We start from the raw sequence: 21,136 nt of genomic DNA, 5'->3' as shown, positions 1-21,136 counted from the left end.
AAATGGTGATATAAACAAGTATAAAGATAGAACCGAAGAGATTTTCAGCGACGATAGATCTTTAGTTGATATGAAGGGATTTATTGAAGACATAAAAGAATGTGATGTTGTTCATTTGCATTGGGTCGCCAGATTTATTGATTACGAAAGATTTTTCAAGATAATACAAAAATACAATAAACCTGTTGTCTGGAGACTTGCAGACATGAACCCATTTACTGGTGGGTGTCATTATGATAACGACTGTGATAAATTTACTAATGGCTGTGGAGCATGCCCAAGCTTGTGTAGTAATGACGAGAACGATTTGTCACATAAAATATGGTCGCGCAAAAACAAGCTTTTCAAGGCATTGCCACCGGAACAGCTTCATATTGTAACATTAAGCTCATGGATGTCACAAAAAGTAAAAAAAAGCCCGTTTTTCTCAAGGTTCCCTACCTCGCATATACCTAACGGAGTGGATCTGAACATATTCAGGCCCATTAAAAAATCTGTGGCAAGGGAGGGCTTGAATATACCCAATAAAAAAAAGGTCGTTTTATTGATAGCATGTGATTTAGCAGAGGAAAGAAAAGGAACAAAATATGCTATTGAAGCATTAAATATGATACAGGACCCAAAAGAATATGTTATTATAACTGTAGGTGATTTCGCTCAAAAATTACCCACGGAGCTACAACACATCCATTTTAATAGTATTTTAGACAAAAGGCTGTTGTCGCTTTCTTACAATGCTGCAGATCTATTTGTAATTCCTTCGTTACAAGATAATTTCCCTAATACAGTAATAGAGTCTATAGCATGTGGAACGCCTGTTGTAGGTTTTAATATTGGTGGTGTCCCAGATGTAATTGAAACAGGAACGCATGGCTATCTTGTTAATAAAATTGACAGCAAAGAAATGAGCGATAGAATTCAGGAATTCTTCAGTGATTCCGATAAGCGCAAAAAAATGTCTTTGAATTGTATCGAGAAAGCAAAAAAGGAATATGACTTGTCTAAGCAGACTAAAAAATATATGGAATTATATGCGAACATGGGCTAAAGCCTGTTTTTATTCAGATAGAAGCTTTAGAAATTGCTGACGAGTAGCTTTGATATCATTAATGCTAAGAACATAACGACGGCCGCATTCTCCCATCGTTTTCGCTAAAGAACGCTGCTGTATAAGCGTTTCGAGGGCAGAGATCCACTCTTCATCGTTTTCGACGGCGATGCTGTTTTCTTTGTTTAATATTTCATGCGTAGCGCCAAAGATATTCCCAACGACAGGAACGCCGCAGGCAAGGTATTGTATCGCTTTTATCGGGGACTTTCCTTTAGAAAAGTCGTCTTCGGAAAGGGGGAGCAGTCCGATGTCGAGTTCTTGCGTAAAAAAATGCTCCGTCCCAGGAACAAAAGGAGTATAAGAGAAGGGGACAGCAAGGTCGGGTTTCTTCCCCGAAAAGACCCTAAAAGAAACGCGAGGATGCTTTTTTAGTATCGTCGACAAGACAGCTTCCAGACGCTTTAGATGGTATAGATTGTTAGGCGCTCCTGCCCACCCGATGACGATATCGTCATCGTTACGTTTTATAGGCTTCCAAGTGTCAAAATCAATAGCCATAGGAATAACGCATGCTTTGTCTCTGTAGCGGTCAGCATACTTTTTGAGATAGCAGTTCGCCGCGACAACAGTATCGGAATTTTTAAGCCAGAAACGTATCCGTTTGTTGACGCGCCACTGCGTAATGAAAGAATACGGTTTCCCATGCCTTGTATATACAGCATCATCAAAATCGAAGATAAGACGTTTGCTATTAGCGCGAATCTTACGCGCCAACGACATCGCGATAAGACATTTTTGGTTGATGACAACATCGGCATCGGCGACAACATCTACAATAGAAGAATCAATGTCTTTCTGGTGGATGAGCGTCACCGAATATCCCTGCTTTTCAAGAAAGGGGATATACTGTGTTATCCTAAATTTTGTGCTTCCAGCGTCTTTATCGCCTACAGTGAGGACTACAATCTTCATTATTCATGCCCTGTAACACGCCAATTCCCTTGACGGCTATCTTTTTGGTAACTATCATTTACGTCTTTATATGATATAAGATGATATCTTTGTTTTTCAAGGATTTAGCACGCATGGCGTATAAATTCTAGAAAGGAACCGGAGGCATGACGATGGCAGAGACGACGAAATTCATTCCACCACAAAAACTCGATACGGCAGTTTTGTTCCTGGTCTTCAGCAGGTTAGGCACCACAGAGCAGGTTTTCGAAGCGATAAGGAAGGCGCAGCCACCACGATTATATATCGCAAGCGACGGCGCGCGTAACAATGCGGACGGCGAAGCAGAGAAAGTCGATGCCGTCAGAAACTTTATACTTTCGAATATCGACTGGAAGTGCGAGGTAAAGACGCTATTAAGAGAGGAAAATCTCGGATGTAAAAAGGCTGTAAGCGGTGCTATCGACTGGTTCTTTGAAAACGAAGAAATGGGGATAATACTCGAAGACGACTGCCTCCCAAGCCAGAGCTTTTTTTGGTATTGTGAAGAACTCCTCGACAAATATAAAGACGATACAAGGGTGATGCATATCACAGGGATAACATACGCCCCCAAAAACGAGAACGTAGAAAACCACAGCTATCACTTCGCTAGAGTAGGTGGCATATGGGGATGGGCGTCATGGCGAAGAGCATGGAAATTATACGAGCCCGACATGGAAAGCTACCCGCAGGCAGTAAAAGAAGGACTCTTCAAAGACCTCTTCATCGGAGAGCCTAAGATGTTAAAACACTACGAAAAATGCTTCAGAAGGGCATACGGTAACGTAAGAACATGGGACTATCAGTGGACGTATACCAAGCTGATAAATAGTTCTCTGAATATTATGCCAGCAAAAAATCTCATACGTAACATCGGCCACGGAACTGCCGAAGCAACACATACCACGACAGATAACGACAGGTATTCTACGATGAAACTACACGAGCTGACATTCCCGTTAATCCACCCACAGTTCATTGCTATAGATAGGGAATTCAACGACCAGAATTTCAGATATTCAACACACGTTCCACTTGCCACCAAGATAAAACGACGCTTGCGTTGCTGGTTTTCACCGAAAAGGTTTAAAAGACTTATAAAGAAGCAGTAAAGCTATGAAGAAAAAATACAACATCCTTATCGCTCTTGGGTCTTTTAAAGACGTTTTTTCTCCTAAAGAATCATGTAAGATTCTCGAAGATGCCGTGAAAAATGCCATAGATTGCAATATCGAATGTATCACGATGGCCGATGGCGGAGAATATTCCCACGATGTGATGAAACAAAATACACAGTGTATCACGGTTGACGTACCGCATGTAGTAACACCTCACGGAAAAAAAGTAACTGTATCATATCTCCTCATCGATAATACAACAGCATTTGTCGGAGCGTCGGAAATTCTAAGGATGACACAGGAATACGATGCATATAAAAACCCTCTAAATCTTACTTCTTTCGGGCTAGGGCAGCTTGTCGATGATGCCACAAAAAAAGGAGCCACAGAGATTATTATAGGACTAGGAGGGACAAATACCGTCGATGCAGGTATCGGCATGGCACAAGCCCTAGGAGCACGATTCCTCGATGAAAACAACGATATCCTTGTACCAACGCAAGGGGAGTACTTCACGGGAAAAGACCTGGAAAATATCTATGATATCGATTGTAAAGACGTCATGGAAAAATATGGCACCATATCATTAAAGACGCTTTGCGACGGAGATATAACCCTCGAAGAGATGTATATCCCTACAAACCAAAAGATTAGCGCGGAATACGACGTCGAGCGCAACGCTATACACAAAAAACTCTCTCATGGAATACAAAGCTATTGTAATGTCGTCGAACGAAAAAGTTCTGTGTCACGAGAAGATGATAAGACATTGCAATGTCAGCGTTTCTATGGGGTGGCAGGAGCTATAAACCTAAGCCTTAAAGCTCTTTTCCCTAAAACAATGCTGCTCCTCGGTGTCGACTATTTTATCGAGCTGGTGAAGCTGGAAGAAAAAATTAAAAATGCCGACCTTGTCATTACTGGAGAAGGGCGGTTCGACAATTCATTAATGGGAAAGACACCTATAGGAATTAGTAGATTAGCAAAAAAACATGGCAAACCAGTAGTGTATATGTGTGGCGACGTTGATGATTCGCTGAAGAAATGTTTTACTTCTTCGATAGCATTCACACTGCCTCAAGATATTCTCGATAGTGGCGTTTCTACCCTCATCAGCTGCCACAAATATTATGAAAACCCTCCTGAAGAAGAGCATAATAAAGAAGACAAAAATCTTCTATATCGGCACAATACTCCTAAAATATTTAGCGAAGCATTGCGAGAATACTTTACTACGAAAAAGCTGGAGTTATGATGAAAGTAGTTTTTTTAATAGCAGGAAAAGGACGAAGGCTTGGCGCTCTTACAGAGAATAACCACAAGTCTCTCATAACACTCAATAATAAATCTCTTCTAAGCCACCTAATTGAAAACTTCGTATATGCAGGATTAACGGACTTCGTCCCTATCGTAGGGCATTGCCATGATATGGTGTTGTCGTGCTTCGATAATACATCATCAGAAAAAACCTGCGTCACACCGATATATAACCCACGCTATGAAGAGACGAATAACTTATATTCATTGTATTGTGCGAAAAACGTCCTCGCCGGCGAAGAATTTATCCTTTGTAACGGAGACCTCATCCTCGATAGGGCTATAGTCGAAGGGATCTCTAGAAAAACAGGACTTTCGGCGATAGGTATCGATGATTCCTATAGAACGTCGCCAATAGACTCTCCAGGGACTGTTATCGATGATAATAGAATATATGACCTAGGAAGGCATATCCCTTTTGAAAAGTCGGGAGGCTATGCTATAGGACTCTATAAGTTCAATGCAGAGCTGTCGTCGGCATTCTTCGACGAAGCAGAGAATATGCTCAACGAAAATATCAATGCAGGATTCCACGACCCCTTGCCACTTTTGGCGTCACGATATCATATCCATAAACATAGCACAGAAGAAAGACTTTGGACAGATATCGACACTGAAGATGATATTCCTAGAGCTAGAGAGCTTTTGAACAAAATTTTAGAAGAGAATAATAACTATGAAGACGCAAGAAAAGAAGTCTGTTATATATCCTGACCTTTGCGACAAAATCGTCGTTATAACAGGAGGAGGACAAGGTATAGGAAAAGGGCTGGTTACATCCTTTATCAACCAAGGATGTGCCGTCGTCGTCATAACAAGAAGCGACGCCCCATGGTTCGATGATATAAACCATGATAATAAACACGCCTTTATAAAAAGTGATATCCGCGACACCGCTTCTATAGCGTCGTGGCTTGAAGAACACGAAAAAAAAGGAAAGAAAATTGACGTCCTTATCAATAACGCAGCAACTATAGTAAGAAGACCTCTCGTAGACTGTTCCGAAGATGATTGGAATAATATTATGGATGTAAATTGTAAGGCGACGTTTTTTCTCTCACAGCTTTTCGCAAAACATATGATGAAAAACGGTGGCGGCAACATCATCCACGCAGCTTCGTTCGCTGCAAAGATGCCTTCGATGCCATACTCCCTTTATTCGGCGTCGAAATCCGTGATAGCTTCTTTCACCCGTAGCATGTCAGCAGAATGGGCCCCACATAATATAAGAGTTAATTCTTTTAGCCCAGGCGTCATCGAAACTCAGATGACAAAACCCGCCATAGATAACAATGGAGAAAAGATGCTCCAAGATATTTCACTACAACGCTTTGGCAACGTAGACGAAGTAGCAAAAGCAGTAATGTTTTTGGCTTCAGAAGCCTCTTCGTATATAACAGGAGCCGATATCGATATCAGTGGAGGGAAATTCTCTATACAAAATCCGCATGCGCCATGGAACAATAAAAAAGATAGCCAATAATAAGGAAGGCAGAAAATGTTTGATGTCAGAGAAAAAGTAGCAATAGTAACAGGAGCGGCAGGAGGTATAGGACTTGAGATCGCCAAGGCTTTTGCCAGCGAAGGAGTAAAACTCGTCGCTGTAGATATATCAGAAGATTTAAAAGATATCATAAAAGATAACGTAAAAGAATATTCTTTTGAGCCGCTAATTATAAAAGCAGATTTGACGAATAATACAGAAGTAGAAAAAATTATCGCCGACACTGTAGCAAACTTCGGCACTATAGATATCCTTGTCAACAGCGCAGGAGTCAACGTACGAAAAAAACTCGACGAATATACTCAGGAGGATCTGGATTATATCATAGATCTAAACGTGAAAGCGATATTCAACATAAGCAACAAAGCAGCAGCAGTAATGAAAGAACGCTCTTATGGCAAGATAATAAATTTCAGCTCTACACAAGGCATTACATGTTGGAATGGAAATGGACGATTTTCCTTGGCGCCATATTGCGCAAGCAAGGCAGCGTTGATCGCTATGACAAAAGCTTTCGCTCTAGACCTCGCAAAACATAACATTACCGTAAACGCTATATGCCCGGCTTTTGTCGATACACCCCTAGTGCGACCAGTAAAAGACGACGCGGAATTATACGAAGACATCATATCAAGAACGCCATTAGGAAGGTTCGCGGCAGCATCGGAATTGATAGGCCCTACGATGTTCCTTTCTTCAGATGCAAGTAGCTTCGTCACAGGACACGCCCTTCTAGTCGATGGAGGATGGACTATTGAATAATGCCAAAGGAAAAACTTCTTTGAAACTCGGCATCGCAGACATGGTGGCAAATTTCGTCCCCGGCAGTGGCAACCCCATAGGCATCCCAGAGGCGACATGGCAAACGATGAAGCCCCTTGAAAAACTAAGCATTGTCATTGATATCATAAAACATTCAGGTTTCGATTATGTGGAGCTTGGAATCCCTTGGATCAACGATATATCACAAGAATATACTTCAGAAGATGTCTTTTCTCTAGTGAAAGAAAAAAACATGACAGTAGGCTCGTTCTGTAGCCTTATGCCGGCGACATTAAAAGTCGTAGGGCCCAATACCGACAAAATAAAGATACGAGAATACCTAGAAAACGTGTTTTTAAATTGTAGTAAGATCGGCGGAGATGTCATAGTCTTTGGTAGCGGAGATTCACGGAATGTCCCAGAAGGATATTCATACGAAAACGCTGAACAAGATATCCTTAACTTCCTGAACACCGCAGCAGAAATCATAGAAAGAAATAAATACGACCTAAAGCTTGTTATCGAGTCTTTGAATACAGAAGAATGTAATTATATCAACACATTAGAAGAAGCATATAACATCGCATGTAAGGTCGACGCCACAAGCATAGGTATCGTGATAGATACTTTCCACGCATACCGTCAAAAACGAAACGTTATAGAAGAAATACCTGATATTATCGATAAAGTCTTGCATCTGCACCTTGCACAACCCGAAGATCGTAGATGGCCAGGATCTTTACAGCAAGAAGATAGTTTCGACTTCATAGAGTTTTTTGGAGCCTTGAAAGATAACGGATATAACGGTAATGCTACAGTAGAATGTAATTTCGACAACATGCAAGAACAGATAGGCCCATGTGGCGAAACATTAAAGGCTATGGTATAGATGACCACAAAAAAGAAAATATACCTTTTTGATTTCGACGGCGTGCTATGCGATAGCATAGAAGAATGCATGATAGTAAGCTATAACGCATACTATGGCACCTCAATAACTAATGCCGACGAAATAAAACCCGAAGGTAGAAGCTTTTTTGTCAAAAACCGATACCTCGTAAGACCAGCATATGAATACCTCCTCCTGTGGGAAGCCTACAGCAATAAAGCTGCCCTCGACGAAGAGGCTTTCGAACTCCTTAGAAAACAGCACTTTAAGGACTCAAAGGCTTTTCATGATGCTTTTTTCTCACACCGCGGCACCTTAAGAAAAGATATAGAACATTGGATATCGCTCCACAAAACATACGAAAGCACCACACAGCTTATGGATATCGATTCCGAAGACATTTATATCGTCACCAATAAAGACAAAGAGTCTGTAGAAAAAATATCTTCAGCACATGGATATCGTCATAAAATTCGCGATATATATTCTAAAGAGATCTCCAACGATAAAAGAGTGCTAATAAAAAAACTGGTCGCCGATTATAATATCGATCTTAATGAATGTGAGCTTATCTTCGTTGATGATAACACCGGCCATCTAAAAGATGTAGGTGCTATGAAAGAACTTAATATAACAGCACTTCTTGCAAAGTGGGGGTATGTTGACACTACAACGACATATCATTTTAAACAAATCAACTGCCTTGCAGAAATTTCTAACAATTAGAGGTTATAATGAAAAAGATAAGAGTAGGAATTAATGGTTTCGGACGTATAGGACGCGCAATCTTTAGGATAAACGAGCTATCAGAGGATATGGAAGTCGTCGTCATCAATGACATCAATCCCGACATAAAAAATATAGCATATCTTCTGCAATATGATACCACATATGGAAGGCTCAATAAAAATGTCACATGCGATGACAATTCTCTTATAATCGAAGACAAAAAAATCGATGTATACCATTCTAAAAATATCCTAGACGTTCCTTGGGACGACTATAATGTAGACATCGTCATCGACTCGTCAGGAGTGAGCAGCAACCTTGAGGCAATAAAGTCTGACGATGTCACCAATGTAAAACATTTCATTATAACAAACGCTGCTGGTGGCGACGTTAAGACAATAATATTTGGCGTCAATGAAGATGAATTCGACCCAAAAGAACATAGAATTTTGTCTTCTAGCATATGCGATACAATATCACTGTCGCCACTACTAAAGCTTATACAGGGAAGTCACAACATCGAAGGAGGGTTCTTAACGACGCTACACCCTTGGCTAGGGTATCAGAACCTTCTCGACGGACCTTCGGCGTCATGGTCGCAGCCCGGAGATATATATTCTCATTATGCTCTAGGGCGCTCCTCGATAAACAACCTTATACCAAAGTCGACATCGGCGATACTCGCTGCAGAGCATGTCTTCCCGAATCTATCACAGAAAATACAGTCTTTTTCATATAGAGTGCCGACAAGTATAGTGTCGAGCGCCGTCTTGATTTTGCAGCTTGATAAAGAAATATGCCCCGAAGACCTTAAAGGACGTTTTGATGACTTCGAAAAAGAACAAAAATACCACGTCATAAAAAATAGCGAAGAGCCTTTGACTTCAATGGACTATGCTCAAGAAGACTTTTCCGTAATAATAGACCATCGATGGACGAAAGTAGAAAATAAGAACCTACTTAAAATGGTGTATTGGTATGACAACGAATGGGGATATAGCAGCAGAGTCGTTGACCTTGTGGTCCTAGTAGCAGAACATTATAACTATTATGCTGATATAGCATTGGATAACAGCAAAGAAGAGAAGAATTATGCAGGAAATACTGTCTAAAAATTAAAAAATACCATCGCATAGAACAATGAAGCCGCAGAGTAATATAATAGTTTTTTCGTTGACGACGCCTTCTGAGGCGCTGGCCTTGGCGATTAACGCCATAAAAGACAACGATATCACAACATATTGCTTGTCAACACACCTGCTCTTCGACAAAGAACGCGAAAAAATACAACAGCATTGTAATAAAAAACTATGTTTCGTCTCGTTTTATGAATTTCTCTCTCAAGAGGAGATGGAATATTGTGATGGTGAAGCCGACAAGGTTGTCCTCGAAAAATATGGGACACGAGAAGATAAGCTTACACAATATTACAAGGCTATTAAGAGGCTGAAAAACGAGACCGTATATAAGAACCTTGCTGACAAATATGACCTCAAAGAAAAAATACTCCTCGCCGATGATCTCGGAATAGACAAAGACGTTTGGAAAGGACATGATTTCGAAGAACGTATCACTCACGATTACGAACATATAAAACCAGTACGCAAAGTCCGTAAGAAAAAACCATTCCTACAAAGGGTTTTTTCTGAGAATGCTATCATTAAAGTAGGGGGCAAAAAATATTACTTCTATGGAAGTATAAACAGGGTAAAACAATACCTCGACGACGATAAAGCAATAATAGCGCAGATTCCTCGCTGGGAGAAGATATTACTATATATAATAAAAAAGCTTTGTAAGAAAACCCTCTTATATAAAAGAAGGAACGCCAAGAAACCGTATCATCTCTTCAACGTGTTGGCGCACACGGCATCTTCGGTGCTGAAAGCCATCAAAGGCTACAATGTCTATGACATCATCGCGCCGATACATGAAGATAACGATATATATGGATACATGACACTATTCCTCGGTAATACTATGGCATACCTTCAAGATGGTTTCTTGCCAAGCTACTACCCTAGCGTGTATCTGAAATATAGGATATGGGCCGACAGATATTTCGTGTGGGATGATCTGTCGAAAGGCATCTTTGAAAGGCACGGACTAAAACATGAAAAATGGGAAGGCTTTAGGAAGATGCCCCTACTACCGGTAGAACATGTAAGCCGTCCGCTGAAAAAGGCCGTCTTTTTGTCGAGCGGGACAGGGGACTGGACGGCGCTTAAGAACCGCTCCGACGAAGACCTTGCCTTTATGGCTTTCGTCGAAGCAGCACGGAAAAATCCACATATACAGTTCGTATATAGACCGCATCCATTGTGGCTGCACCCAAACCATCAAGGTGTTCGTTCTATAGATCGAATTATTGAATATGCCAAAGAGATAGCCTTGCCGAACTTCGTCGTCTCTGACGGTGCAAAAAAAGAAGGAGAGAATTTCATAAAAGATGGAGAAGTCTCCATGGCTCCTACGACGATAAAAGAAGAAATGAAAACATCGGATATAATCTTCGGAGATCATTCACAGACACTACTGACCTCTGCACAACAAGGAAAGATTATCGCCTCGGTAAGCCTCGTCAAGAGAAAAGAATTTTTCTACGACTACACAAATATTGGCTTTCCTATACTACGCTCCGCAGAAGATATCAGCGACTTTATCAATAAGGTCGAGAACGACAAAAACTTCGTCGAAGAATATAACAAAGCTGTAAAACGATATAATGAGAGATACGCATAAAATGATAGAAGAAATACGACATAATGACATCGTGCTGTCGATAATAATAAGGGCAAACTATGACTCCGAAGGAATAAAATTCTTTACCCCCGACGATTTCTCACAGCAGCTAGCATATATGAAACGCGAGAAAGATTACGTTATAGACCCCCACGTTCATAACCACGTGGAAAGAAACGTCTCTTTGACACAAGAAGTCCTTCTCATCCGTAGCGGTAAAGTCCGTGTAGACTATTACGACGACGATAGAAACTACCTAGAAAGTAGGATCCTCAACAAGGGCGATGTCGTCTTATTAGCTCACGGCGGCCATGGCTTCGAGATGATAGAAGAAAGCGAGATTATAGAGATAAAACAAGGACCATACGCCGGAGAAAGAGACAAGGAAAGGTTCGAGCCCGTCAAAAAAGAAAACATAGAGATAAACCAATGATACCAGTTAACGAGCCGTTACTTGACGGCAACGAAAAAAAATACCTGTCAGAATGCATCGACACCGGATGGATAAGCTCAGAAGGTCCCTTCGTGAAGAGATTCGAAGAAGGTATGGCACAGTATGTAGGAAGAAAACATGCCGTCGCTGTTACTAATGGATCAGCAGCGCTAGAGCTCGCCGTAGCAGCACTGAAACTTCACGATGGCGACGAAGTGATAATGCCAACATTCACAATAATCTCCTGTGCACAAGCCCTCGTAAGGCATGGCGTAACGCCTGTCCTCGTCGACAGCGACGCCACAACATGGAATATGAACGCCGCAGATATCGAGGCGAAGATAACACCAAAGACTAAAGCGATAATGATCGTACATATCTACGGTCTTCCCGTCGACATAGACCCCATTATGGCATTGGCAAAGAAATACGACCTTAAAATCATCGAAGACGCCGCAGAAATGATTGGGCAAGAATATAAGAACAAAAAATGCGGATCCTTCGGCGATATCAGCATTTTTAGCTTCTACCCCAACAAACATATCACCACTGGCGAAGGAGGGATGGTCCTATGCGACGACGATGAGCTCCACGAAAGATGTAAAAGCCTAAAAAACCTATGCTTCCAAGGCAAGAAAAGATTCGTCCACGAAGAACTAGGATACAATTTCAGGATGTCGAACATCCAAGCCGCCCTCGGCGTGGCACAGCTAGAAAGAATCGAAGAATTCGTAGAGAAAAAACGCTACATAGGGAAGATGTATACAGACCTGCTGAGCGATATCGATGCCATACAACTACCACTGGAGAAAACCGACTACTCTAATAATATCTACTGGGTCTTCGGGATCTTGATAAAAGAAGAGTGTAATAAAACAGCAGAAGATATAATGATGGCCCTGAAGGAATATACCATAGGGACAAGGCCATTTTTCTGCCCCATGCATAAACAGCCAGTCTTTAAGAACATGGGAATGTTCGTAGAAGAACAACACCCTATAGCAGAAAATCTCTACGAAAAAGGATTATATATCCCCAGCGGTATGGCCATCACAGAAGAACAGATGGCGAAAGTTAGCGAATCATTACATAAGGTGGTGTTTGTATGAGTCAATTTGGAGATCTATACGCAGGATACTACGACCTGCTATATAACGATAAAGATTATAAAGCAGAAGCAAAGTTCGTCGACAGTCTTATAAAAAAATACAACGCCACGGCTAATACAATGCTGGACGTAGGATGTGGTACAGGAAAACATGCAGAAATTTTTGCCGATATGGGCTACGCCGTCCATGGCATAGACCTTAGCGAAGATATGCTGGCTATAGCACGGAAACAGTCAAAATCAGATAATGTCACCTTTAGCAAGGCCGACGTCACAGCGATGAAACTCGATGAAAAATACGATACCATCGTCTCGTTGTTCCACGTCATGTCATACCAAACTACCAATGAAGCCCTAATAAAAGCTTTTGAAGGCGTATATAACCACCTTAAAGACGGGGGAGTCTTCGTCTTCGACTTCTGGTATGGGCCTGCCGTCCTCAGCGATAAACCCGCCACGAAGATAAAAAGACTTGAAAACGATGACATCAAAGTTACAAGGCTGTCAGAGCCAGTAATGTACCCCGAACGCAATGTCGTAGATGTAAATTTCGACGTTTTTATAGAAGATAAAAGCTCACATGAAGTGACAAGAAAAAAAGAACTTCACACCATGAGATACCTATTCGACACAGAACTCTCAATGATATGCGATAAGATAGGATTCGATGTCGTAGAAACAAAAGTATGGATGGATGATAAACAACCAAATTTTGAAAGCTGGAATGTTGTATGGATAGTAAAAAAATAACACCAAGAGCTGGTATAAACATAGCTTTTTTTGTCGACGCTAAACCTACCTCAGGAGGGGGGTTCCAGTACTGCTGTAGAGCAATACGGGCACTGAAAAAATACCAGCCGGACAACGTCAACTACATATTCTTCGCCTTTTATCACGACGTCGCAGAAGCATATAAAAAAGAAGGTATAGAGGTCTTATGCATAAGAGAGACGCTCTCGATGCCTAAAGATAAAAAACACCCTTCAAAAAAACACCTACTGTCAAGCATAGTAAAAAGAATGCCACTGCCAAAACATTCTATAGAAAAGATCTTGATGAAGGTCTTCGACATAGATCTCGTATATTTTTTCGCACCATCAATGCAAGTGCTAGATTTCAAAACATTGCCATACGTCATGACAGTATGGGACCTGTGCCATAGAGATTATAACGAATTCCCGGAAATAAGAAAAAATGACGAGTTCGAAAGAAGAGAAAAACTATACACCACAGGACTGAAAAAAGCTGCGGCGATAACCGTCGATGCACCCCTCAGCAAAGACAATATTATCAGACGCTATGGTATCGATGATAAACGCATACATGTATTGCCTTTTCTGCCGGCGGCAGAAGGGAAAAGCGTTGCTGTTGACATCGATATCAAGAAAAAATACTCCATTGCCAACGATTACATTTTCTATCCTGCGCAGTTCTGGGCACATAAAAATCATATATATATACTTAAAGCTCTTAAGGCCCTTAAAGAAAACCACGATATAAAAATCGACGCTATATTCACGGGATCAGATAAAGGAAACCTAAAAGATATCTTGCAGAAAGCCGAAGAACTTGGCATCGCCGAGCAGATACACTATCTCGGCTTTGTCGATAATGAAGAAATGCCATCGCTGTATAAGCAGTCGCTTTCACTGGTAATGCCGACATATTTCGGACCCACAAACATACCACCACTAGAAGCCTTCCTATACGGATGCCCAGTTTGTTATTCCGACCTCGAAGGACTTAAAGATCAGGTCGGCGATGCTGCTTTTCTTATGGATCTCCAAGACCCAAAAAGCCTCGCAGAACACCTCATAACGATACAAAAAGACAAAAAAGTCGTCGAAAAGAAAAAGGCGCTAGGAAAAAAGATTCTATCACAGTGGAGCGAAGAAGATTTCTCGCGTGTCATCATCAACATCATCGAAGACTATAGAATCCTACGAGAATGCTGGCAATAATATCCATGATTGCGAACTAACACAATATTTTAGCAATTCATCTGCTGATTTACACGTTCTCATGCGGCTGACGCCCCAGAAAAGCAATACGTGGCCGTGACATTAGAATCCCTCTTCAAGAAGTTTATCAGCAGCGCTGTATTTTTGTTGTCGACAAATAGAATCGTTATACGTGTTATTTTTATCGTTCATTTTGTCTTTAACATCGTTGTCGATGAATTCGAAATCTATATTTTTGTCATTGAGAATATATAGTATGGCATCACCATACCACGCTGCCCATTTGCTGTAGGTGCTTCGTGGGCCGATAATAAGATCACATTTTGCCATAGAATATAAATCTTCAATCATATTACCCTTGGAGATTTTACAACGCATTCCCGGAAATTCACTATTATTTCTGTGCTCGTCGCTATATATAATGAACAGGGGATTGTAATGATTATAGCGTTTTGCCAGCGTTCCCATATATTCTCTATATTGTGCTATAGAGATAAAACGCGCCCCATTTTCAAACTCTTTATAATCAGTATGTCGAATATGAACTCCTATGACTAACTTCTCCTTTTCGATGTCTTCCCAAAAAGCATCTATTGTAGTGATGATGTCGGAGCGCGGTTTGAAAAGAGCGAGAAGTTCTTGGCGAAATTTATCTATTCCTATAGGATTATAAAATTTCCAGCCGTGAAGAGTGTATAGTCCCGGTTTTAAATCTGAGAAAAACAAATCATCGGCTTCAGAATATTCTTTTTTGTCGATAAAGTATTGATATTGATATTGATATTGATATTTGTTATCAAATATGTTCGACGGCGTGGGAGGAAGAGGAACGCGATTGTCGCTTCTTTTAACTTCTATGCGAATATTTTTTTTTGTTTTTAGAAATAAATGCCTTAAAATTTTCCAATAGTAGTAATGTAATTTTTTAACATAAAAGAGCTTATTTTTTTTTGCATTTGCAGGCGATATGCCGACATTATATTGAAGTCTTGGGAAATAATGAGCGTATTGGTGAAAACTTGGATTGTAGAACCTATATTTTTTCTCGAGACAGTAGCTGTATAAATTCGTAAAATTCCATAGCTGGTTACAAAGTCTTCCGCAGTTATGTTTTATCGCCAATATTGTTACGGAATTTCTTCGAAATTTTCTTATTAATAACCAGCGCCACATGAAAAAAACGACAGTGATAGTAACAAAAATAGAACCGAAAAGTTTTAGTGTAAAGATCATTATAATGAACGCTATATTTTTTTGATCATGTCAGCATAACTTTTCTTAAGACCTTCCTTCAACGATGTCGTCGAAGACCATCCCAACGACTTGATCTTCGTGATGTCGAGGAGCTTCTGCGGCGTTCCATCAGGACGACTAGTATCCCATAAGATCTCACCACGATAGTCGACAGCATCGGCGATCGCTTCGGCGAGTTCTTTTATCGTCATATCTTCGCCACAGCCGATATTGATAAGAGGAGGGACTTCTTCAGAACCGACAATAGCATCATAAGCATCATCATCGAGGCTGAAAAGCATAAACAAAGCATCGGCAACGTCGTCGCTATAAAGGAATTCCCTTCGTACCGCCCCAGTTCCCCAACACGTCACGGAAGGAGATCCAGACTCTTTGGCTTCATGGAACCTTCGAAGTAATGCAGGAAGTACGTGAGAATTCTCAGGGTGATAAGAATCGTTAAGGCCATAGAGATTCGTTGGCATGGCAGCCAAAAATTTCGTGCTGTATTGCCTATTATACGCCCAGCACATCTCAATGCCAGCAATCTTGGCGATGGCATATGGACGGTTTGTCTTCTCAAGAGTACCAGTAAGAAGACATTCCTCTTTCATAGGCTGTGGGCATCCGCGAGGATATATACACGAAGATCCAAGGAATATCAGACGCTGCACGCCACAACGCCACGATTCGTGTATGATGTTTTGCTGTATAGCAAGGTTCTCATAGATGAACTCCGCAGGGTATGTGTCGTTGGCTAAGATACCACCAACCTTAGCGGCACAAAGGAAGACGTTTTCAGGCTTCTCATCTTCGAAGAAAGCTTTAACAGCACGCTGATCGGTGAGATCGAGGTCATCATGAGTGCGTACTACGATGTTAGTATAGCCCTCTTTTTCAAGACGGCGAACAATCGATGACCCTACAAGACCACGATGACCTGCTACGTATATCTTGGCATCATGTGGAATGATATTATGTGACATCGGTAGGGACCTTCTCGTTGATGATCTCTTCTTCTTCGTCGTCGTCGTAGTCCATAATAAGAGGAGCCATTCCTTCGAGGTCTGATTCCATCATCTCATTGACGAGCTCTTCGAACGATGTCTTTGCTACCCATCCTAGGTTTTTCTTCGCCTTAGTAGGATCGCCGAGAAGAGTCTCAACTTCCGTAGGCCTGAAATAGCGGGCGTCGACCTTAACAACAGTCTTGCCATTGTAATAATGAGAAGCATCGTCACGGACGGTGGCAACGCCATACTCTTCAACGCCTTCACCATGCCATGCTATGTCAATGCCGACATAATCGAAAGATCTTTCTATGAATTCCCTAACGGAATGCTGCTCGCCAGTGGCGATGACATAGTCCTCAGGAGTGTCTTGCTGCAGCATAAGCCACATAGCTTCGATATAGTCGCGGGCATGACCCCAGTCGCGTTTCGCGTCGAGATTCCCAACATAAAGACACTCTTGCATGTCATAAGCTATAGCAGCGACAGCGCGCGTTATCTTTCTGGTTACAAATGTCTCTCCACGAAGAGGGGACTCGTGGTTGAAGAGGATGCCATTACAGGCGTATATTCCATAGGCTTCGCGGTAGTTTACCGTTATCCAATACCCATAAAGCTTGGCTACACCATAAGGAGAGCGCGGATAGAAGGGCGTCGTCTCACTTTGTGGAGACTCTTGGACAAGACCATAAAGCTCCGACGTCGATGCTTGATAAAATTTAACTTTCTTTTCCATCTTAAGAATTCTGATGGCATCGAGGATACGCAGAACCCCTATGGCATCGGAATTCGCCGTGTATTCTGGCGCTTCGAAAGATACGGCAACATGGCTCTGTGCAGCGAGGTTGTAGATCTCGTCAGGCTGGACTTCCTGGATGATACGTATAAGACTCGTAGAGTCGGTCATATCACCATGGTGTAGGATGAACGTCTCGGCAGTCTGTATCTCTTCATACAGATGGTCGATACGGTCGGTGTTGATTAGTGACGAACGCCGCTTGATACCATGGACGATATAACCCTTATCAAGAAGAAATTTAGCAAGATATGCTCCGTCCTGCCCGGTGATTCCCGTTATCAAAGCTTTTTTTGTCATGATATACTCCTGTCTTTGTTGTTTTTTATATTATAACCATAACCAGTGTGCGACTTCATACCATTTTTGTACAGGTATAATGTTTGGATTTTTTATTTACATATGTTAACGTCAAATCAATAGATATAATGAGTAGCGTATAGGAATAGCGTAGCGCGTAGAGTATAAAAGAAGTTAGGAATAGGCTTTTGGGGTTCTATCCGCTATCCGCTATAACTATCCGCTATAAAAAACACTGAAATGCGGCTACGCCGCATATCAAGGAGAAAACATATGGGACTGTGGTCTACAGGAGACTATACTAATCGAGGCAAAATATTTTCTCGTCCTATGGATGACGCCAAAGCACACCTTAAAGGCGCCTTCGCAAAAAATGCCAAGGTCTCCGGTATAGCACTGAAAATATTCAAAAGCGACAAAGGCGTAGAAATCAAGGACGCAAACGTTCTCGATAGGATAGGACGTCTCGTTACTGGGATGTTGCTTTACATCCCGCTTATCAACGTCATCGTCGATAGGGCGCTTAGGGGCGTTTTGAAAAAGCAAGAAGGACAAACAGGGGAAGAGAGCGCTGTTGAACAGTCCGTGGAAGAGGGCGCCGTCGTCGATAGCGCCTTGGTTGCATTAAACAAAGAAAAGATAGCGAAAAGCGAGTGCACTGTTGGCTTGGAAGATATTGATGTCCAAGTACAAGATGCTGACGAAGTCCAAAAAGAACCTACCGGCATTGATCTTAACGAAGGCTTGGAGAAAGCTGTTAAAGAAGGAAATAAAGAACAAGTCAAATTTTTCCTCGAAAAAGGTGCTGATCCTACAGTTGGCCTAGAAGAGGCTATCTGGAGCGGTGGTGATATAGAGATAGTGAGGCTATGCCTTGAAAATGGCGCCGACGCCAGCAAAGGGATAGATCTTGCCGAACGACTGGGGAGGAAAGATATAGAAACACGTTGTCGTAATTTTAGAAGTGAATCGAGAACGGCGGTTGCGGATGGAGGGAAAGAAATCCGCAGTGTTAACGAAGAATTGAAAGAAGCCTCCCGAAGAAGAGATAAAAAACAGATAAAGGCTTTGTTAAGTCAAGGCGCTAACCCTAGAAATGCTCTTAAAGAGGGGGTAGCAGAGCACGCAGGTATCTTTCATATATGCCTTCAGTATATAGGAAAAGCAGAAGAAGAATTTAAAGAAGCTATTATTAAAGGCGACTTAAAGAAAGCACGAAAAAGTATTAGCAGTGGAGCACTTGGTTCTGAGGGACTGGAAACGGCTGTAAAGGCAAAAAATATAGAGATGATAAAGCTGTGTCTCGTTGACAAGGGAAAAGATCTTGAATCAATGATATTGTCAATAGTTATAAAAGAAGACGATGAAGATCTAGCGAAATTTGTTTTTGATAATATCGTTTTAAGCATGGATAGAGGACTGGATACGGCTATTTATTATGAAAACGAGAAATTTGTGAAGTTTTTCTTGAATCGCGGTGTTGATGCTGAAAGAGGAAAAGAAGCAGCTAGGATTTTTAATAAACCAGGCATGGGGCGTTTGTGTTCCGAATATAAGAAAGCAGCCACCGAATATAAGAAAGCAGCTACCAAAAAGCTGATAAAAGCTATTAGGTCTGGTAGCAAGAAGAAGGCGGAAAAATATTTGCTCAAAGGCGCCGACGCTACCAAGGGCCTAATGGAGTGTCTTGAATATTCAGTATTAAGAATAAAGATTATGAAATTGTGCCTTGATAAAGGCGCCGACCCCATGGAAGGGTGGAAGGCGGCTGTTGAATATCAATATGATAGCAAGGGCAAATTAAAGCGCTCGTTGATGTTGGTACTTGGTTATATTACGGAACAATCAGACATCGACGCTGAAAGAGTGTTAAACGATATATTGAAATTTAGCGACGGGTTTAGGCAGATGGTTTTATCAACGATAAGGGAGAGTAGATCTTCAGAGGTGATATTTAAGAAATTACGAGAAGGAGCCTTGTGGAAGATATGCAACTTAAGATTTGGCATGAGCGAAAAAGATGATGAGGGTAGTGAAGAAAAAACAAGAATAAAAAAAAGCTATCTTGGCAAGTTAAGCAATGACCCAAGGTCAGGATTGAAGAGGGAAACTATCTTATCAATCGTTCCCCAAATAATATCTCATTCTGTAAGGCGTTTATCGCAAGAAGAACAGCTTCCAGCTGAGAGCAAAACAATGCTTTCACAGGCTATGCCGGTCTTAGAAAAATATTCTACAGACCCGCTGTCGAGTATTTTTAAGAAAGATAAGAAGGCAAGAAATGTCTGGATAAAAGATGTCGTACAGCGCCATAATAGAGGAGAGACAATATTACTTCCTGTTCACACGAAAAACCATTTTTCAACGATAGTTCTTTCAGGAAAATATCTGGCGATATGCAACAGGGGCGGTGGCATCAGCGAGGAGACATCAGGAATGCAGATGATGAAGATAGGAAGTCCCGAAAATTTGGAAGCGGCGTTGAAACAGTTGTATATTGACATAGAGGAAGGTTGGTTTGATGTCGTGGGAACTAGCGAGAAGGTGTCCGACACCCAAGATGCCGTGGACCAAAATGCCGGAGAAAAAAGCTTGGCAAAACAGTTAGGCTTAAAACGAATACATGTCGCTAGACAAAAACTACAAAAGGCCGGAAACTGCCCATGGGCAAGCACAAAAGCCGGTTTCCGCGCAGTGCTTTTCTTCGAAGAAGCAAAACGACGAGGATTGCTAGAGCCCGGAGTCGACCTCAACAACGTCAAAAACAAGGCCGCCTTGAAAGAGGTGGAAAAAGTCACCTTCGAAGCATGTAAATCATGGACGATATACGACAGGCAGCAGGCCCAGAATGCATACAAAGAGATATACACCCCATACACCGAAGGCGCCGACTCCGAGCCTTCCTTTGAGACCTCCGACAAGGTGCTTATGGATACGATGAAGCTTAAGCTGGCAGCGCTGAAGAAAAAACACGCGCCGCTGTGGATAGAGCCTACAATAACAGATCCTATATACTCAAATCCTATAATGGGAGTGGTGTAGACAGTGGCCAGTAATCAGTGACCAGTGACCAGCTCAAAAAAGGGGGTCTGGGGGAATCACCCAGCCAGTTTCGTTCTCTGTGTTCTCCGTGGCTCCGTGGTAGAAATTCCTATTCCGAGCTCCGAACTAATGCAGATTCGATGCATTT

The 21,136-nt window shown here is 41.7% G+C and carries 19 protein-coding genes; 15 read left to right on the top strand and 4 right to left on the bottom strand.

The window, feature by feature from the left end; all coding sequences use genetic code 11:
- A partial coding sequence (locus HN980_03785; GenBank protein ID MBT6928599.1) for a glycosyltransferase occupies positions 1 to 1,048 on the top strand: 1,048 nt, incomplete at its 5' end.
- Between the two features lie 9 nt (positions 1,049 to 1,057).
- Here HN980_03785 and HN980_03780 read toward each other — a convergent pair.
- Positions 1,058 to 2,023, bottom strand: coding sequence for a glycosyltransferase (locus HN980_03780; protein MBT6928598.1), 966 nt, complete (start codon positions 2,021 to 2,023; stop codon positions 1,058 to 1,060).
- 146 nt (positions 2,024 to 2,169) lie between these two features.
- On the opposite strand from HN980_03780, the gene HN980_03775 reads away from it, so the two are divergent.
- The 13 genes from HN980_03775 to HN980_03715 are packed head-to-tail and all read left to right on the top strand — an operon-like array spanning position 2,170 to position 14,607.
- Entirely contained in the window at positions 2,170 to 3,156 is a 987-nt protein-coding gene (locus tag HN980_03775) for a nucleotide-diphospho-sugar transferase (protein MBT6928597.1), read from the top strand.
- Positions 3,157 to 3,160: 4 nt separating this feature from the next.
- Entirely contained in the window at positions 3,161 to 4,417 is a 1,257-nt protein-coding gene (locus HN980_03770; GenBank protein ID MBT6928596.1) for a glycerate kinase, read from the top strand.
- Positions 4,414 to 5,193, top strand: a complete 780-nt coding sequence (locus tag HN980_03765) for an NTP transferase domain-containing protein (GenBank protein MBT6928595.1) — start codon at positions 4,414 to 4,416, stop codon at positions 5,191 to 5,193. Before HN980_03770 ends, HN980_03765 begins: the two co-directional genes overlap by 4 nt.
- Positions 5,156 to 5,962 carry an SDR family oxidoreductase gene (locus HN980_03760; protein ID MBT6928594.1) on the top strand — a complete coding sequence of 269 codons (807 nt, stop codon included), beginning with the start codon at positions 5,156 to 5,158 and terminating at the stop codon, positions 5,960 to 5,962. Before HN980_03765 ends, HN980_03760 begins: the two co-directional genes overlap by 38 nt.
- Before the next feature lie 15 nt (positions 5,963 to 5,977).
- A complete protein-coding gene (locus HN980_03755) occupies positions 5,978 to 6,745 on the top strand; it encodes an SDR family oxidoreductase (protein ID MBT6928593.1) in 768 nt (255 codons plus the stop codon).
- Positions 6,738 to 7,634 (top strand): sugar phosphate isomerase/epimerase, encoded by an 897-nt coding sequence (locus HN980_03750; protein ID MBT6928592.1) that lies wholly within the window; start codon positions 6,738 to 6,740, stop codon positions 7,632 to 7,634. The genes HN980_03755 and HN980_03750 overlap by 8 nt, the downstream gene beginning before the upstream one ends.
- A complete protein-coding gene (locus HN980_03745; protein MBT6928591.1) occupies positions 7,635 to 8,360 on the top strand; it encodes an HAD family hydrolase in 726 nt (241 codons plus the stop codon).
- A gap of 8 nt (positions 8,361 to 8,368) precedes the next feature.
- On the top strand, positions 8,369 to 9,475 hold the full coding sequence (locus HN980_03740; GenBank protein ID MBT6928590.1) for an aldehyde dehydrogenase: 1,107 nt from the start codon (positions 8,369 to 8,371) through the stop codon (positions 9,473 to 9,475).
- Between the two features lie 28 nt (positions 9,476 to 9,503).
- Entirely contained in the window at positions 9,504 to 11,105 is a 1,602-nt protein-coding gene (locus HN980_03735) for a hypothetical protein (protein ID MBT6928589.1), read from the top strand.
- Position 11,106: 1 nt separating this feature from the next.
- Complete coding sequence (locus HN980_03730) at positions 11,107 to 11,538, top strand: hypothetical protein (protein ID MBT6928588.1); 432 nt, start codon at positions 11,107 to 11,109, stop codon at positions 11,536 to 11,538.
- Positions 11,535 to 12,647, top strand: coding sequence for a DegT/DnrJ/EryC1/StrS family aminotransferase (locus HN980_03725; GenBank protein MBT6928587.1), 1,113 nt, complete (start codon positions 11,535 to 11,537; stop codon positions 12,645 to 12,647). Before HN980_03730 ends, HN980_03725 begins: the two co-directional genes overlap by 4 nt.
- Positions 12,644 to 13,396: a class I SAM-dependent methyltransferase gene (locus tag HN980_03720; GenBank protein ID MBT6928586.1), complete on the top strand. Its 753-nt coding sequence runs from the start codon at positions 12,644 to 12,646 to the stop codon at positions 13,394 to 13,396. Before HN980_03725 ends, HN980_03720 begins: the two co-directional genes overlap by 4 nt.
- The gene (locus HN980_03715) at positions 13,378 to 14,607 is read left to right on the top strand and encodes a glycosyltransferase family 4 protein (GenBank protein ID MBT6928585.1); all 1,230 of its coding nucleotides are present in this window, start codon (positions 13,378 to 13,380) and stop codon (positions 14,605 to 14,607) included. The genes HN980_03720 and HN980_03715 overlap by 19 nt, the downstream gene beginning before the upstream one ends.
- Positions 14,608 to 14,709: 102 nt before the next feature.
- Here the strand turns inward: HN980_03715 and HN980_03710 are convergent, their stop codons facing one another.
- The 3 genes from HN980_03710 to gmd are packed head-to-tail and all read right to left on the bottom strand — an operon-like array spanning position 14,710 to position 17,946.
- Positions 14,710 to 15,840: a hypothetical protein gene (locus HN980_03710; GenBank protein MBT6928584.1), complete on the bottom strand. Its 1,131-nt coding sequence runs from the start codon at positions 15,838 to 15,840 to the stop codon at positions 14,710 to 14,712.
- 11 nt (positions 15,841 to 15,851) lie between these two features.
- Entirely contained in the window at positions 15,852 to 16,826 is a 975-nt protein-coding gene (locus HN980_03705; protein ID MBT6928583.1) for a GDP-L-fucose synthase, read from the bottom strand.
- Positions 16,816 to 17,946 (bottom strand): GDP-mannose 4,6-dehydratase, encoded by a 1,131-nt coding sequence (gene gmd, locus HN980_03700; protein MBT6928582.1) that lies wholly within the window; start codon positions 17,944 to 17,946, stop codon positions 16,816 to 16,818. The genes HN980_03705 and gmd overlap by 11 nt, the downstream gene beginning before the upstream one ends.
- A gap of 273 nt (positions 17,947 to 18,219) precedes the next feature.
- Between gmd and HN980_03695 the strand changes: the two genes are divergently transcribed.
- Positions 18,220 to 20,988, top strand: a complete 2,769-nt coding sequence (locus HN980_03695) for a hypothetical protein (GenBank protein ID MBT6928581.1) — start codon at positions 18,220 to 18,222, stop codon at positions 20,986 to 20,988.
- The last annotated feature ends 148 nt before the right edge of the window (positions 20,989 to 21,136 follow it).

This window comes from Waddliaceae bacterium, assembly GCA_018694295.1.
In the GTDB taxonomy this organism is placed as follows: domain Bacteria; phylum Chlamydiota; class Chlamydiia; order Chlamydiales; family JABHNK01; genus JABHNK01.
This window is presented reverse-complemented; position numbering and strand designations above follow the sequence as displayed.

What these genes read in the sequence shown, in the direction of transcription:
- HN980_03780 (MBT6928598.1), bottom strand. Translation starts at nt 2,023, where the DNA reads ATGAAGATTGTAGTCCTCACTGTAGGCGATAAAGACGCTGGAAGCACA.
- HN980_03775 (MBT6928597.1), top strand. Translation starts at nt 2,170, where the DNA reads ATGACGATGGCAGAGACGACGAAATTCATTCCACCACAAAAACTCGAT.
- HN980_03770 (MBT6928596.1), top strand. Translation starts at nt 3,161, where the DNA reads ATGAAGAAAAAATACAACATCCTTATCGCTCTTGGGTCTTTTAAAGAC.
- HN980_03765 (MBT6928595.1), top strand. Translation starts at nt 4,414, where the DNA reads ATGATGAAAGTAGTTTTTTTAATAGCAGGAAAAGGACGAAGGCTTGGC.
- HN980_03760 (MBT6928594.1), top strand. Translation starts at nt 5,156, where the DNA reads ATGAAGACGCAAGAAAAGAAGTCTGTTATATATCCTGACCTTTGCGAC.
- HN980_03755 (MBT6928593.1), top strand. Translation starts at nt 5,978, where the DNA reads ATGTTTGATGTCAGAGAAAAAGTAGCAATAGTAACAGGAGCGGCAGGA.
- HN980_03745 (MBT6928591.1), top strand. Translation starts at nt 7,635, where the DNA reads ATGACCACAAAAAAGAAAATATACCTTTTTGATTTCGACGGCGTGCTA.
- HN980_03740 (MBT6928590.1), top strand. Translation starts at nt 8,369, where the DNA reads ATGAAAAAGATAAGAGTAGGAATTAATGGTTTCGGACGTATAGGACGC.
- HN980_03735 (MBT6928589.1), top strand. Translation starts at nt 9,504, where the DNA reads ATGAAGCCGCAGAGTAATATAATAGTTTTTTCGTTGACGACGCCTTCT.
- HN980_03730 (MBT6928588.1), top strand. Translation starts at nt 11,107, where the DNA reads ATGATAGAAGAAATACGACATAATGACATCGTGCTGTCGATAATAATA.
- HN980_03725 (MBT6928587.1), top strand. Translation starts at nt 11,535, where the DNA reads ATGATACCAGTTAACGAGCCGTTACTTGACGGCAACGAAAAAAAATAC.
- HN980_03720 (MBT6928586.1), top strand. Translation starts at nt 12,644, where the DNA reads ATGAGTCAATTTGGAGATCTATACGCAGGATACTACGACCTGCTATAT.
- HN980_03715 (MBT6928585.1), top strand. Translation starts at nt 13,378, where the DNA reads ATGGATAGTAAAAAAATAACACCAAGAGCTGGTATAAACATAGCTTTT.
- HN980_03710 (MBT6928584.1), bottom strand. Translation starts at nt 15,840, where the DNA reads ATGATCTTTACACTAAAACTTTTCGGTTCTATTTTTGTTACTATCACT.
- HN980_03705 (MBT6928583.1), bottom strand. Translation starts at nt 16,826, where the DNA reads ATGTCACATAATATCATTCCACATGATGCCAAGATATACGTAGCAGGT.
- gmd (MBT6928582.1), bottom strand. Translation starts at nt 17,946, where the DNA reads ATGACAAAAAAAGCTTTGATAACGGGAATCACCGGGCAGGACGGAGCA.
- HN980_03695 (MBT6928581.1), top strand. Translation starts at nt 18,220, where the DNA reads ATGGGACTGTGGTCTACAGGAGACTATACTAATCGAGGCAAAATATTT.